Source organism: Robertmurraya beringensis (genome assembly GCF_042433785.1).
Taxonomy (GTDB): Bacteria; Bacillota; Bacilli; order Bacillales; family Cytobacillaceae; genus Robertmurraya_A; species Robertmurraya_A beringensis.
In genome coordinates this window covers 48,656-65,103 of record NZ_JBHLUU010000028.1, presented here as the reverse complement: position 1 = coordinate 65,103, position 16,448 = coordinate 48,656, and the positions used below count along the sequence as shown (strand labels likewise).

The 16,448-nt window shown below is 38.6% G+C and carries 8 protein-coding genes and 1 pseudogene; 8 read left to right on the top strand and 1 reads right to left on the bottom strand.

Going from position 1 to position 16,448, the window contains the following annotated elements:
• The first annotated feature begins 42 nt into the window (after positions 1–42).
• The gene (locus ACFFHF_RS10050; protein ID WP_377058014.1) at positions 43–3,417 is read left to right on the top strand and encodes a recombinase family protein; all 3,375 of its coding nucleotides are present in this window, start codon (positions 43–45) and stop codon (positions 3,415–3,417) included.
• A 76-nt stretch (positions 3,418–3,493) separates the two neighbouring features.
• Here ACFFHF_RS10050 and ACFFHF_RS10045 read toward each other — a convergent pair whose 3' ends face one another.
• Positions 3,494–4,048 (bottom strand): type III toxin-antitoxin system ToxN/AbiQ family toxin, encoded by a 555-nt coding sequence (locus ACFFHF_RS10045; RefSeq protein WP_377058012.1) that lies wholly within the window; start codon positions 4,046–4,048, stop codon positions 3,494–3,496.
• A gap of 622 nt (positions 4,049–4,670) precedes the next feature.
• On the opposite strand from ACFFHF_RS10045, the gene ACFFHF_RS10040 reads away from it, so the two are divergent.
• The 7 genes and pseudogenes from ACFFHF_RS10040 to ACFFHF_RS10010 all read left to right on the top strand — a co-directional run bounded on the left by ACFFHF_RS10040 (position 4,671) and on the right by ACFFHF_RS10010 (position 16,296).
• Positions 4,671–5,780, top strand: a complete 1,110-nt coding sequence (locus tag ACFFHF_RS10040; RefSeq protein WP_377058010.1) for a recombinase family protein — start codon at positions 4,671–4,673, stop codon at positions 5,778–5,780.
• Positions 5,781–5,901: 121 nt separating this feature from the next.
• Positions 5,902–9,546, top strand: a complete 3,645-nt coding sequence (locus ACFFHF_RS10035) for a recombinase family protein (protein ID WP_377058008.1) — start codon at positions 5,902–5,904, stop codon at positions 9,544–9,546.
• A gap of 123 nt (positions 9,547–9,669) precedes the next feature.
• Positions 9,670–10,176 carry a hypothetical protein gene (locus tag ACFFHF_RS10030; protein ID WP_377058007.1) on the top strand — a complete coding sequence of 169 codons (507 nt, stop codon included), beginning with the start codon at positions 9,670–9,672 and terminating at the stop codon, positions 10,174–10,176.
• A 240-nt stretch (positions 10,177–10,416) separates the two neighbouring features.
• Complete coding sequence (locus ACFFHF_RS10025; RefSeq protein ID WP_377058006.1) at positions 10,417–11,574, top strand: phospholipase D-like domain-containing protein; 1,158 nt, start codon at positions 10,417–10,419, stop codon at positions 11,572–11,574.
• A gap of 155 nt (positions 11,575–11,729) precedes the next feature.
• A pseudogene (locus tag ACFFHF_RS10020) lies at positions 11,730–11,819 on the top strand (recombinase family protein); the annotation flags it as partial.
• Positions 11,820–12,554, top strand: coding sequence for a recombinase zinc beta ribbon domain-containing protein (locus ACFFHF_RS10015; RefSeq protein WP_377058050.1), 735 nt, complete (start codon positions 11,820–11,822; stop codon positions 12,552–12,554).
• Positions 12,555–12,675: 121 nt separating this feature from the next.
• Complete coding sequence (locus ACFFHF_RS10010) at positions 12,676–16,296, top strand: recombinase family protein (RefSeq protein WP_377058004.1); 3,621 nt, start codon at positions 12,676–12,678, stop codon at positions 16,294–16,296.
• The last annotated feature ends 152 nt before the right edge of the window (positions 16,297–16,448 follow it).

The window sequence follows — 16,448 nt, the reverse complement described above, 5'->3', positions numbered from 1 at the left end:
AGGAAGATCACTATTCTGATAAAAGGGAAGGGGTTTTTGTGTTTGTCGAAGGACATTCTAAAAGATTATGAGTGGAACGAGGTTCTGTGGAAACCGTTATCTCAGGAAAAGTCTAGCTTAATAGAATCGGAACAAAGGATTATCCGAGTGGCTGCTTACGCTAGAACAAGCAAAAAGATTAGTTCACAAATGCAGTCTTTGGAAAATCAAATTGATTATTTTACCCGATTTGTCCAAACAAGCCCTCAGTATAAATTAGTCTCCATTTATTACGATGAAGGTGTCTCTGGCACCAAAATGAAAAATAGGTTAGGGCTTACTAGATTATTGAGGCATTGTAGAGAAGGGAAAATTGATTATATTGTTGCAAAAAGCATTTCTAGGTTTTCAAGAAATGTGAAAGAACTTATGGAATTGGTGCGGGAGTTAAATGAACTGAAAGTAGGTTTGTATTTTCAAAAGGAAAATCTCGATACCTCCAAGGAATTTAATGAGTTTTTACTAGCGACCTATGCTGCTCTTGCTCAAAATGAGGTGGAAACGCTCTCGCATAATGTTAGTTGGGGGTATGAGAAAAAAGCATTAAGAGGCTCACCGAAGTTTGAAAGAATTCTTGGATATCGTGTTACCTATCATCAAAAAAAGACTTATATCAGCGTTGATGAAGAAGAAGCAAAGATTGTAAAGAAGATCTATGAATTATTTCTTGGAGGAGCTGCACTTAATGAAATTGCACGTTATTTGATGCAAGAAGGGATTCAAACCTCTAAAGGAGGCACGATTTGGGATGGGTCAGTTGTTAAAAAGATACTCACCAATGTGGCCTATACCGGAAATCGATATGCCTACTTTCAAACAAATTCCCTTTTGGAGAATGGGAAACCGACGGATGTACCGAGCTACTACATTGAAAATAGCCATCCAGCTATTATTGATTCAGCCATGTTTGAGGAAGTGCAAAAACGGTTTAAACCAGCAGAGCGTAAAAAGAAAAATAAAAAAGCGGATTTCCGGTCGTTATCAGGACGAGTTATGTGTGGAATATGCGGATGTAATTATCAGTTCTTAACCGACTATGCGACACCTTGTTGGCGGTGCAGGGGGAGTAAAAGTGGGATTTGTGATTCTATTAAAATGTATGAGTCAGAGATTCTTGGCATGATGAAAACAGCTTTTCGAGAACGATTTAACAGCGATTCTTTAGCCCTAAGGGATATTTTTGATCCGATGAAGCGTCTTCATGAACACGATTACTTCGAACATCGACGATTACTATATTTTAGCGACATTCGCCTTGTTAAAGAAGAAGAGAAAATAGCATCAAAAGAGGAAATGGATGTTATTACAGCTAAAAAACATCAGCTAGAAGAAGAGTTTTTTCACTTTGAGAGATACGTCAAAAAAATAGAAGAAGATAGACCTTATCGTGAAAAATCCCTCTCGTGGATGGAAAGCCTTCAATCACTAGAAGAATTTTTCGAGAAAGCCACCATTGATTATTTTCGGGCATGGGTCGTGAACATGACCATATATTCAAATGATACGTTTATTGTTCATTGGTTTGACCAAGAAGAAACTAAGGTTGGTGAAGGTCCTATGCCGGAACCACCTAAAACCTTGAGGAATCAAAAGAGAAAAGAAAAATCTATACCACAAGACATTGAATATGAAGGGAAGGGGGAAGGTGATGTGCTTGTTGCGCCCATTAAAAGAGATGCGAATTCAACATCGCCTGTTAGTTTAACAAAGCAAATTAAAAAAGAAGAAAAGAATATGTGGAAGGTTGAACAGTCACTTCAAACGCAAACGAAACAACAAACGCTCAGAACGGCTAGTTATTGCAGGGTCTCAACAGAACAGGATGCCCAACAAATCAGTCTGGAATCACAAGTCGCGTATTATACTTATTTGATTTTGAAGAATCCAAAGATGAGCTTTGCCGGTATTTTTGCGGACAAAGGATTATCAGGAATACAATCTAAAAATCGAACAGAATTTAATCGTTTGATGCAAAAGTGTAAGCAAGGAAAAGTTGATCAAATTTTGACCAAGTCCATATCAAGATTTGCGAGGAATACGGTCGACGCTTTGTATTATGTGAGGATGTTGAAGTCGCTCAATCCACCAGTTTACGTGCATTTTGAACGCGAAAATATTCATACAGCCGATAAAGATAGTGATTTAATGTTAACGGTTCTTAGCAGTATGGCTCAAGAAGAAGCGGTCAACGTGGGAACTAGTAGTCAATGGGGTAAACAGAAGTTAGCCGAAATAGGGATAGTAAGGCCAAGTCGATTTCCGTATGGCTATACTCCTGATGAACATAAGAATTGGTGCATCGAACCCAAACAAGCGGCAGTGGTGAAACGCATATACGAATCTTATACAGCAGGAAAAAGCATCGGACGTATTGCTAGAGAGCTAAGCGAGGATGGTATTGAAACGGCCAATGGAAATAAATATTGGCACCCAAATACGGTGGGAAAAATGTTAGCTTCACCAGTCTACAAAGGTTGCATCCTGTACCAACAGACCTACGTGAAGGATCCATTTACGAGGAAGCAGGTGATTAATCAAGGAGAACTGCCTCAATATTTTATTGAGGATCACCATCCAGCGATTATACAACCGGAAGAGTGGGAGGCTGTTCAAAAAATTAGGGAATCAAAGCAAATTACATTTACGATCAAAAGCGGAGAGATAAGCAGGCCACAAAACTTTCATCAGATTTTTCAATGTGGTGAGTGTGGAGGAGCGGTGAGTCACCGTATGCATTATGATCGGCGAGATTTAAAGAAAAAAGCAAGGCATTACTGGAGATGTCTTGTGGCTGCAGGAAAAAACAACTCTTCCACTTGTTCATCTCCCAGCTTTCGAGAAGAGTATATAGAACATAATTTTATGAGCGCTTTGTTGGCCATGAAAACCAATGACCTTCTAGAACGAAAGGTAAGAGCGGTTATTGAGAAGACTACTCTTACAATAGAAGAACTCGTTGAAGTTAAAGAGATAGAAGCTACAATGGAACAACTCAATCAAGAGTTATATGAGGCGGTGGATGAAGAACTTAATCAAGCGGGGCAAGATACCAAGAGGGTCGAAGCCCTGACGAATGAGATTGTTAAATTGAAAAAACAGCTTGATGCTTATGAAGAACGGCAGGAACTGGCTGCAAAATATAAAACAGAATTTGAGTGGTTGGTGAATGAACTAAATGGAATAGATGATTTCAATCCTCTAAAACAACGTATTCCTTTCAGGACTGACTTGTTTGAACGGATTGTTGAAAGTGGAGTGATTCATTCTGATGGCCGAATTGTATATCAATTAAAGTTTGGGGTGGAATGGGAAGCATACCTGGAAGAAAAGTACTCCTACAAACTGAAAGTGAAAAGAAAGCGGAAGAAAAGAAAATAACGGAACACAAATAACCCACCGAGTTGGCGTCTAGGTTTTAGATGGCTACTTGGTGGGTTTTCTTTATTTACTAATTTTAATTTGTAATGAATACTTTATTGAATTGGTCGCATACTTCTTCTAGTAGCTTATAATCTAAAGCAGTTTTTACGTAGTTAGCAGTTTCATCGTTGTTGATTTTTTGCTTATAAATCAATTCAACATTATTCTTTATTTTGTTTTTGTTTTTTCTGATGAATATAATTTCCTTTTGTACTAAATCTTTATATTCTAGGTCAGCCTCATTATTTAAATCATATAATGTTAATTCAGTACTTGGTACTGGTATCATATGACTAATTCGAAGGGTTCCTTTTAATTCAATTACTCCATCAGAATTTTTTTCTGTGATTCTCATTATGGGAACAATGCTTTTACGTATAACCTTTTTCCCACCAATAATCTTATAATCAGTGTTTTTTGGAGAGGATAATGGGATATAATAATTGTATCCGTTAATGGAATAGACAACACCTATATATTTTCTTGTATGTGTCCGAATATCCACTTTGTTCGAATACACGCCTGGAACCTGTTTTCTTAAATAAGTGATGTATCTATCGGAGACGCTATATATTTTATAATTATTCATATGTATTTTCTTCCCCATTACTACAAAGAAAAAGAGTGAGGATTTCTCGCTCACTCTCTTCTGAGTTTAAAGTTTCCCACTATCTGGCAGGGACTCTCCCGAGTTTAAAGTTTCCCACTATTCGGCAGGGACTCTCCTGAGTTTAAAGCTTCCCACTATCTGGCAGGGACTCTCCCGAGTTTTTATCCTAATTAAATTGTACAGAATCTAAAACGGAAAATCAAGCCTTAAAATGATTTAGATCCTGATACATTAATATTGTATGCAAAAAGGGCAAAAATAATAATGGAAACCAATATTTTTTAATGTATCAAGAGCTTTATTAAATGGAACGGATATTTCCGAAGGCAATGGCTTTAAGTAAAGGCAAATAGCAGTGGTAAATCCCGATTATCACTATTTAAGGTGGTGGGCTTTTTTATTTTGTCCAATTTCATTTATCTAACAGCCATACTCTTTAAAAGTGCTGAATAGTTACTATGGTTAGATAAAAATTGCCGGTTTTTATCTATATTTTGCGTTTTTGAATTAGATAAGATTCTATATATAGTTTTTTATCTAACTCGTATCATGGGGCACGAAGTGGGGAGTGCAGAAGAGATTCCAACAAGGAATAGTTCATATGCCAACCACGTTTTTCCTAGGTTATGACACAACTGAAGATGGAGAAATAATCATCATCGAAGAACAGGCAAAGGTGGTTAGGAGAATTTTCCGAGAGTTTTTAGAGGGAAAAGGATGTCCAAGCATTGCTAGAGATTTAATGAGAGACGGGTTAAAGACGGGAAAGGGAAATAAAACGTGGACAGGAGATTCGGTCTATAAAATCTTGAGACAAGAGAAGTACCAAGGACATTGTTTAGCTCAGAAGACCGTCACGCTCGATTTTTTATCGCATAAAAGGGTACGCAACACAGATATTCAACCGCAATATTTTGTGAAGAACACCCACCCAGCCATTATCAGCGAGGAAACATTTGAAGCAGCCCAACAGGAAATGAAAAGGCGAAGTTTGATGATGCGGGACCCTGATAAACAGTATCGGCAGCACTACAGTGGAGTTAGCCCATTTTCCAATGAGTTCTTTTGTGGCGAATGTGGAAGGCCGGTCATACGAAGAAGAATGACCTCAAGTAGGAAAGGAGAGAAGTATTACATTTCTGGTTGGCAATGCAGAGTGACCGCAGGAAGAGATCCAGACTATAAAGACTGTAAAACGAGCTATGTCCAAGAGACGGATTTAGAAAATGCCTTTATGAAAATTATGAGGGAAATGAAAGAAAACCTTGATGAAGTTAAGCAAGAAGCTAAACAAGCCATTAAAAAGGCATCCCTCTCACCACCGGAACAACAGCGGTTGGAGGAGCTAAATGCACAAATTGAAGCCATAACTGATCGCATCAGTGACTTGGCTGCAAAGGAATCTACGACAAACGATGCCATCTACGACGCAACATTGAGGCACTTGATTTACGAACAAGAAATACTCCAACAGGAGCGGGATAGCTTGGAGGACAACATGCAAGAGCAACTTTATTTAGAAAAGCAATTCCAATCACTCCTAGTCTTATTAGAAGAAACTGAGAAACTAGAGGATTTTGATGTGAAGCTTTTCAAAAATACAGTTGAGCGAGGCATTATTTACAAAGAGCGAGTGGTTGAATTTCAATTTAAATGCGGCGTAAAACGGACCATTTGCGCAAGGGAACGAAAGACGCCTAGGAAGAAATAAGCACAGTTTAATCGAATAAGCATAAACCTCTTTCCACCCGGAAAAAGAACTTGAAAGTTCTCGGGATGTGAGTGATAGATGGACACGAACCATTATCACTTACGGGAAAGAGGTTTTTATTATGAATGAATTTCAAAAAGGTATGTGGGTCCGTACCTTATGGGATCCAGTCAAGGAAAGAGAGGAAAGCCCACTCAGTGGAAAGAAGCAAGTTAAAGTCGCAGCTTATTGTCGAGTGAGTACCGACTTTGAGAATCAGATTCGCTCACTGGAGAATCAGGTACATCACTATACTCACTTAATTAGAAGCAAACCAAACTGGAAGTTTGTAGGTGTGTATTTTGATAGTGGCACCAGCGGAAGTAATGCGAAAAAGCAACGAGGACTACAGCGATTGCTTCGCCATTGCGACGAAGGTAGAGTCGATTATATTCTTACAAAAGATGTTTCTCGCCTAACGAGAAATGCAGAACATTTGATGGGAATAGTAGAGGATCTTAAAGCTAAAAATGTGGGGATCTACTTTGAAAAGGAACAAATTGATACATCTATTACGTTTAATCAATTTTTACTCACCACCTATGCAGCCCTTGCCCAAGAAGAAATCGAGAACCTATCTACATCTACAAAATGGGGTTACGAGAAGAAGTTTCAAAAAGGTGAAGCTAAATTCTCAAGACTATATGGCTATAACCTAGTTCGAGGGGAGTCAGGAAATACACTTGAGATTAATGAACAAGAAGCGGCGGTTGTTCGCAACATTTTTGATTGGTTTCTACAAGGGTGGTCTAGGGCTGAAATTACAAGAGAATTATACAGACAAGGGATTAAAACAGCTAACGGAAAAGATAGATGGTTGGCTTCCAATATCAAAAAAATGCTAATGACTTACACATACACGGGAAATATGATGGCAAGAACTGCGACCAGAGATCTTTTCACTCACAAAATGACATATCACGATCGAGAGGAGATTGAGATAGAAAACACCCACCCTCCAATCATCAGTCGGGAAGTTTTTGATGAAGTGCAGAGGCGTATAGAAAGCAACAAAAGAAATACAGGAATACCAACCAAGAGAAATCGACCGGCATTCTCCCAAAAGCTCATTTGCCATGCCTGTGGATATCGATATAAATTTTTTCCTAGTCCTAGAATTGACTACTGGAAGTGTGCTTCGAGTAATGCCAAAACATGCGATGCTCCGAACATTAATGAAGAGCAGTTAAAACAAATGGCATTACAAGCGATGAGCTTAAAATATGAATCGAATCAATCGGATAGTCTTGCCCAGTTGCAGAAAGAACTTAAAGCGACCAATCAGCAGGACCATTTTGAATTTCATCGGTTGAAATGGTTAACGGAATTGGAGATAGCAAAGGAAAGTAATGAGGATCCAGAAAAGATACATGCATTAGAAAAAGAATATCAAGCGTTTGAAAAACAGGTTGCTCAAATAGAGGATGATCGTCCTTTTCGTGTAAAGACATTGGAATGGCTAGAAAAACTACAATCAATGGAAGAGTTTCATCAAAACGTAACGACGGAATACCTACGTGCATGGATTCATCAAATCACGATAGAAAATGAAAAAAACTACCAAGTTGAATGGTTTGATGGGACAAGCTTGATGGTTGGTCAATTATCTGAAAGCAAATCCATTCATTCATCTCAAGAAGAAAAACCAAAGAAAAAAGAGAGCCCCAAGAAGGAGGTGAATCAAGAACTGACCCTTCTCGATGAACATGGGGCTTTAAAAGAGAAGAGGGAAAAAGAAGTGAATACTACGGTTGAGCGAGAAGTACAAAAGATAGAACCAGGTGAAGGGAAGGCTATTCTTGAAACGATTGAGAACGCACGGATAGGAAATGAAAAGCCAGATCATTTGCAAAAAAGTAAAAATACACTTAAGACAGCTGCATACTGCAGGGTTTCAACCGACCGCTTAGAGCAGAAAACAAGCATGAAAACACAGGTAGCATACTATACGTATCTCATTCTGAAAGACCCATCCTATGAATTTGCGGGTATCTATGCAGATGAAGGAATCACAGGACGCTCCTTGGAAAAGCGAGATCAATTAAACCAACTCTTGAAGGATTGTGAACGAGGACTTGTAAACGTCATCATCACCAAGTCCATTTCTCGCTTCAGCCGGAATGCATTAGATACCTTATCTATCGCACGTCATCTTAAGCAATTACCAACCCCAGTATATATTTATTTTGAGAAGGAGAATATCTGGACGTCAGATCCCCAATCAGAGTTGATGATGTCCATCTACGGTGCAATCGCCCAAGAAGAAGTCATGAATGTTGGAAGAAGCATTGCTTGGGGACATCGGAGTCAGGCCAAACGAGGAATTATCCGATGGAAAAAGGCTACGTATGGATATTGGGTAGACGAAGATTATCGCTGGCATATCCAGCCAGAGCAAGCCAAAATCATCAAACGTATTTTTAGGGAAGTGATAAAAGGTAAGACAGTAAATAAAATTTGTGAAGACTTAGCCAGTGATGGGATTAAAACAGCAACAGGAAAAGACTATTGGAATCCTAAATCAGTGATGGCGATGTTAACCAATGAAGTGTATAGGGGGGATTATTTATTTCAAAAACACGTGACCGTTGATACACTGCAATCTAAGGTCATCCGTAATCAAGGTGAGGAACCACAGTATTATATTGAAAATCATCATGAGCCGATCATTAAACCAAAGGACTGGGACCGGGTTCAAGATATTTTAGAAGAACGGAAAAAAGGATTTATCAAAGATGGGCATCGGAAGTATGAAAAAGATGAAATGAAAAATGAAGCGTTTATTGAAAAACTGTATTGTGGTGAATGTGGATATTTGATGGGGCATAGACGACATGTAGAGAGACGATGGAAAAAGCCATTTGAAACGCACTTCTGGGTGTGCTGTCGCCATGATCAGAGATATAGAACTGAACGATGCGATACAAGGCGTATTCGCCAGGATTATTTAGAGTGGAACTTTATCCACTTTTTAAACCAAATTCATGCGGACCCTAATTTTAAAAATGACGTCTTGCATTGGATTAATAGATTGGAATTAACAGAGGAAGAAAAGCAAGAAAAAATAGATTTGCAGGACAAAGTGGAAACGCAAAACCAAGCCTTGTATAAAGCTGTAGAAGAGGGCATCCATGAAAACGGCCAAAACACTCAGCTGGTGGATAAACTGACAGAAGAATTGGTGGAGTTGCATGACCAACTGAAACATTTTAGTGAACGAGAAAGACGTGTGGAACATGAAAGAAAACTGTTTAAGGAAATCATGAAAAAGGTGAAAAAGTATGTGGAAGGAGCAAGTGAGGAATTTCCTGACGGCTTGTTTCAAGAATTTATTAGTCGAGCAGAAGTGTGTAAAGATGGAAAGGTCACCTACCATCTTATATTTGAACTGGAACAAGAAATGCCAGAAACCTATGCTGATTATGTAGAGTTAAAAAGGCAGCAAAAGAAGCAGAAAACGAAGGAAAAACATGAGGCGTTACTCAAAGGGCCTGAGGTTAAGGAGCTGCTAGTATTTTGTGAGGAGCCAAAGGATCTAAAAGAGATTGTAAGTTTTATGAATGAAAGGATGGTAATTTCTGATTCACACATCTTCCAAGTTATTTTGAGACCCCTGATGAAGGAAGGGAAAATGGAAAGATTCAAAGCACCGGAAAAGGGTGGAACCAGAGAAGTGTTTCATTATCAGGTTATCGAAGATACTGGTTTTGCGGAGTTAATAACTTAATAGAGTAATAGATTAACTGGCTCATCTCCGATTGTTGAGGTGGGCCATTTTTTGCGTTAAATTATATGCAGATGCTGTGTGATATAATTGTGTTGGAAAATCAGCATTCGGAGGAAGTATTTAATGAAAATAAAATTAGAATCACAACTACATGTTGCAAGAAATGGCACTTTGGACTTGTCCCAAATTAAACCAGTACAAAACCAAGAAAACAAGGCAAAACCTAAATATGGATTCTGGACCTCAACTTTCATTAATAAAAAAGTGGGATCGTATTTTTCAAAAGATTATCCGATGGACGATGGAGAGTGGTACAAATTAGAGCCGGAGGAAGCTGAGGTATTTGTTGTGGAAACAGAAAAAGATATAGATACGTTGTTATCAAATTATGGCCGACCAAATTTCTTAGGTGATAATACATTTATAGATTTTGAAAAACTTAGTGAAGACTTTGATGCATTGCAACTACGGAAGAGTTGTTTTGATGAGGGGTCACCTGTTAAAGAACTTCATTTATTTGATCAGACTTTACATATACATAACTCTAATTTTCATCCTTTCCATCAATGGTGGGCTGAAAGTACACTGTGGTTCAGGCCCAAATTTAAAAGTTGCGAAAAAATAAAATAAATTGAAGAAAACGAAACAGGCTCATCTCCATTAAGGGATGGGCCGTTTTTTTGCGTTTAAGTAGATTATAAATAAGAGAACGTGGCACATAATGTAAAAGGGATACAATAAACAAGAGATAGTCATTAAGATGTTACTAATAGAGTATAATTTATTAAAAGAGATTAACTCATAGGGGTGTATTAAAGGAGTTTTCTTCATAGAATAATAGTAAAGATAACTTGGATAGGATGTGTCATTTTGAAAGAAGAATTAGCAATTTCAAATAGCAGTAAGCTTTTGTTATCGTTTGACGAATATGGGTTTCAGGAAGTAGTCGATGACTTTGACAATACTGATTTCATAGGCATAGTTACATATAATCTTTCTGCAGTTTATAAACCTGAACTTCTGAAACTATTAAAAAAGATTAAGAAAGGGAACCCCGATATTAAAATTACCGTAATAACTAATATTCCTGGTCGCTGGGATTATAAAAATGATAAGCAGCAGGAAAACGTTTTTAAAAGCATTAAAAGTTATTGTAGGTTACTAGATGATTATATTGCAGGTGGCATTGAAACCTATTTTAATTTTGATAACCACAGTAAAATATTTCTTACAGATAATATTGCATACATCGGTTCGGCAAACTTTTCTAATGGAAGTAAGTCAAATTATGAAATGGGAACAATTATTTATGACCAAGCCTCTGTAAACGAAATAAAGAAGAAGATGTTTGAGCTTATAAAAAAGGAATCTATTTATTATAGCATCGACTCATATTACGAACTAAGCAAAGCTTTTCTAGAACAAACTATTAACGAATGTAATAGGATAATCACCTCAATTGAGGAAAACCTAATAACAGAATATGACTTTGGGTATAGAGGTAGTTACTATGGTATAGATTTTTCAAATGGTGATATCCCCATTTCTGACTGGAATAGTTTTATAGAACTATACAGTGACGTTGAGTATCTTTTTGATGAATTGCTATACAAGTTTGATGAAGAAATAAACAATACATACATCCCAAGCCGATTAAAGGCCCTTGAAAAAACAGTATCTATTCTAAAATTTCATTTGAATGAAATAGGTGAATTTAACGAAATGAAAGAATGGGATTCTAATTATGAACACTATAGTGATGTTTCTCTTGGGTTGAATACGGGTGAGCCAGAAGATACAGAAAGAATTCTAGAATTGGCGGATGAGCGGGTTCGTGAAAAAAGAGAGCTGATATTAGATAAATTAAATCAAAACCTAGGTGTAGTTGAAAAAGGATTGGACTTCCTTAAATATTTATTTGACGAGATACTGGATGAGTTAGATGGAATTCAAGAAATAAAAAGGACTTATAAAATTGAAAATGAAAGACTAATAAACAATACCGAATTTGATTTGGAAAGAGATTAATAGATAAGGGATAGTATAGCTCATCACTATGGTGGTGGGCTCTTTGCATTATAAAAGTTAGCTTATTTATATAGTAGAAACTCGGATATTCTAATCTATATTTTGCGTATTTTTATCCATTCAGCCTCACGGCGTTTTTATCGCATAAACGCGTTCGCAACAGAGATATTCAGCCACAATATTTTGTGAAGAATACCCACCCAGCCATTATCAGCGAAGAAACCTTTGAAGCGGTTCAACAAGAAATGAAAAGGCGAAGTTTGATGATGCGGGACCCGGATAACAAATACCGGCAGCACTTTAGTGGACACAGCCCATTTTCCAATCAGTACTATTGCGGAGAATGTGGAAGGCCGGTGATACGAAGACGGATGACTTCAAGCAGGAAGGGGGAGAAGTATTACATTTCTGCATGGCAATGCCGAGTGACCGCAGGACGAGATCCAGACTATAAAGATTGTAAAACAAGCTATGTTCATGAGACAGACCTTGAAAATGCCTTTATGAAAATTATGAGGGAAATGAAAGAAAACCTCGATGAAGTAATAGAAGAAGCGAAACAAGCCATTGCAAAAGCATCCCTCTCTCCACCGGAACAACAACGGCTGGAGGAGTTGAACACGCAAATTGAAGCAATAACCGACCGCATTAGTGAATTGGCTGCAAGAGAGTCAGCCACCAGCGATGCCATTTACGATGCGACCTTAAGACATCTCATCTACGAACAAGAAATTCTCCAACAGGAGCGGGACAGCCTAGAGGAAAACATGCAAGAGCAACTTTATTTAGAAAAGCAATTCCAATCGCTCCTAGTCTTATTAGAAGAAACTGAGAAACTAGAGGACTTTGATGTAACGCTTTTCAAAAAGACAATCGAACGGGGCATTATTTATAAGGAACGAATAGTTGAATTTCAATTTAAATGCGGGGTGAAACGGGCCCTCTGTGTAAGAGAACGTAAGACTCCTAAGAAAAAATAAGCTAAATCTAATTGAATAAACATAAACCTCTTTCCACCCGGAAAAAGAACTTGAATGTTCTCGGGATGTGAGTGATAGATGGACACGAACCATTATCACTTATGGGAAAGGGGTTTTTGTATTGGATGAAATTCAAAAAGGCATGTGGGTCCGAACATTGTGGGATCCAGTTAAGGCAAGAGAAGAAAGTCCGTTAATCGGCAACCATGAAGTGAAGGTGGCAGCCTATTGTCGGGTGAGTACGGATATAGAAAAGCAACTGCATTCTCTAGAAAACCAAGTGCAACATTATACACATCTCATTCGAAGTAAACCAAACTGGAAATTCGTTGGTGTGTACTTTGATAACGGCACGAGTGGCAGGAATGCCACCAAACAGAAAGGGTTACAACGTCTTATCCGCCATTGCCATGAAGGACGTGTCGATTTTATTTTGACCAAAAATGTGTCTCGCTTCACTCGGAATGCGGAGCATCTTATCACGATTGTAGAAGAGCTAAAAGCGAAGGGAGTCGGCGTGTACTTTGAAGAGCAGAAGGTAGATACCTCGGTTGAATATAATCAATTTTTATTAAGTACGTATGCGGCACTTGCACAAGAAGAAATTGAAACGATCTCTGCCTCTACCAAATGGGGCTATGAAAAAAGTTTGCAAAAAGGAAAGCCGAAGTTTGTAGCGACCTACGGCTATAGAAAAATCACAAAAGATGGACAGCCCACCCTTGAAATCAACGAGGAACAAGCAAGGGTAGTTCGTTTGATATACGATTGGTATTTACAAGATTGGTCCATCCCAGACATCATGAGAGAACTTATACGTCTGGAGATTCCAACCATGAAGGGCGGGAAAATATGGGGGACAAAAAATATTAAATATATGTTACAGAATCCTACCTATACCGGTAATAAGGTGGCCAGACTTCATTCTATTGATTTGTTTACCAAGCAAAAAACGATTAACAAGGATGAGCCCATTTTGATTGAAAATACCCATCCAGCCATTATCAGTATTGATGTTTTTGATCGGGCTCAGGAAAAGTTTAGTTTGGACCATAAATCTCCACGTAAGCGATCCACTCCCACAGAACCACATGCTTTTCAGAAACAAATCATCTGCCAGCATTGTGGGAAACTCATAAGAGTCCATAAAAGGAAGACCGGTAATATCTGGCGGTGTAATGCAAGAAAAGCTGGCGTTTGTGAGGGACCAGAATTACAAGAACATCAAATACGAACCATGATGCTAGAGGCTTTTGAGAAAAAGTTCTTAGAAGATGAAAATGTTCAAATCGATACTTTGAAGAAAATACTGACCGTTGCCAATCAACAAGACCATTTCGAATTCCACCGGTTAAAGTGGCTGACGGAAATGGAGATGGCTCGAACTACGGATACCGATGAAGAGCTGAAGGAAAAAGAAGAAGCGTATCGTGCATTTGAAGAACATATTGAAAGCGTAGAAGAAGGACGACCTTACCGGACCAGTACCATTCAATGGTTGGATTCCATTCAGGAAATGGAGACTTTTTACGAACAGGCCACTCTAGAACATTTCAGGGCATGGGTTTTAAGCACATCGGTAACTACTGAACGAGATTATGAGGTGAAATGGTTGGATGGAACGGTGACGACCATTGGAACACCATTAATAAAGAATATAGACTCATCACCGACTGAAGAAAGCCAAACAACAAAGGAGGTGACTTCTGAATTGAAAATACTAAATGACAAAGGCGATTTGATGATAAAGGAAAAGGAAAATAAGAAATCATCCATTCCTAAAAGAGAAGTACAGAAGATTGAACCAAACAACAGTAAAGCGATTTTGCAGACGATTGAAGCATCGATGGAGGGGGTGAATAAACAGCCTTCATCCCATTTAAGTACTAAAACCGCCCTGCGAACAGCTGCTTATTGCCGTGTTTCAACGGACCGTTTAGAGCAGCAATCAAGCCTGAAAACACAGGTAGCATACTATACTTATTTGATTTTGAAAAACCAGAACTATCAATTTGCAGGCATCTATGCAGACGAAGGAATATCGGGGCGTTCCATGAAAAATCGAGATGAATTGAATCGGCTCATTCGAGAGTGTGAACGGGGGCGGATTGATGTCATCTTGGTCAAGTCCGTTTCCAGACTAAGCCGAGATATCCAAGACACACTGGAAATCACGATATATCTTCGTCAGCTTCCAAATCCAACCTACATTTACTTTGAACGTGAAAATATATGGACTTCGGACCCTCAAGCAGACCTTATGTTATCTATTTTCGGAAGCATTGCACAAGAGGAAAGTATCGGTATGGGTAGATCCATGGCTTGGGGAATTCGGAGCATGGCCAAGCGGGGCATTATCCATCGAAAAAGACCGAACTATGGTTATACCATTGATGATAACTACCGTTGGCATGTAGTGAAAGAAGAAGCGAGCGTGGTCCGGCGCATCTTTAGAGAAGTACGAAAGGGAGTCACTGTAGCTCAAATCGCAGTTGATTTAAGTGAAAAAAAGATTCCGAGCCCAACTGGTAATTTAACCTGGGGAGCCAGAACGGTTACAAACATCTTAAGAAATGTGGTTTATAAAGGCGATATTTTATTCCAACAAACGATAGCGGTGCAAAATGGCCGAAAGAGAAACGTTCCTAATGAAGGTCAAGAACCTCAGTATTATATAGAGGGGCATCACGAACCGATCATACCAAAGAAAAAATGGGAGGAAGTACAGAAGATACTAGATGAGCGAGCGGAAGAGGTAAAGAAGAAACGTTCAGCTCCCTTACCAGAAATCAATGAAAATAAAAATGAAACCTTCATAGAAAAGATGATTTGTGGGGAATGTTCCAAACAAGTGGTCCATTATGTGAATAAAAGGCCGAAAAAAGATGGTGACTATTATTCACATTATTGGGTCTGTTATCGAGCAGGCTATCCACACTACCATGTTCATCATCCTTGTGATTCAATGGCTTTTAAACAGGAATACTATGAACAACACTTTCGACATATGTTAATCAATATTTATGAGGATTCTACATTCTATCAGAAGGCCGAGCTGGCGATTGAACAGATGGACTTATCTCTTGAAGAGAAAATTGAGGAAGAACAGTTAGAATGGGAAGTGAAACTATTAAATCAAGAACTTTACGAGGTGGTCGACGAAAGCCTTCATGGTCAGGGGAGAGATACAGAACGAGTTGACCAATTGACCGAAAAACTATGTTCCATGTATGAGAGGCTGGCTGCTTTTCGAGATCGGAAGGAGAAAGCGGAAGAGGAACGAAAGGCACTCAAGCGTTTTATGAAAAACTTGAAAGCTTATATAAAAAGTGAATCAAAAGCCTTCCCAAGTGAAATCTACACAGATGTTTTGAAACATGCGGCAGTATATAAAGATGGCAGCGTTGTGTATCATTTGCGCTTTGGATTGGAATGGACGACTGACGAGGTGTATTCCACTTTTCAGGAACAATGTGAAAGGGAGCGGTGGGCGAAGGTAAAAGCAAAACATGAAGCATTTTTGAGAGGGCCAGAAGTAGCAGCACTTCTCGAGTACTGTCATGAACCTAGGACGGTGAAAGAGATGTTAGCATTTATGCTGGAAAGGAAACAAATGGGGAAAACAACCCTTGTCGATCGAGTGGTTATGCCTTTGTTTAAAAAAGGTACGTTTGAGCGCTTCAAAGTACAGGGGAAGCGGAAGAATATCAGGGAGTATGTGTACCGGGTAAAGGAAAAATAATTTAGCAATCTATTAATCTACCAAAAAGCTCATCTCCATTCTGGGGGATGGGCAATTTTTTTGTTTTAGGAGTGAACTGTCGATTTAAATATTACTTGATACTTGTATGCATCTAAAATGGTAAAATATAACGGAATAGTACTTTTTGCAAA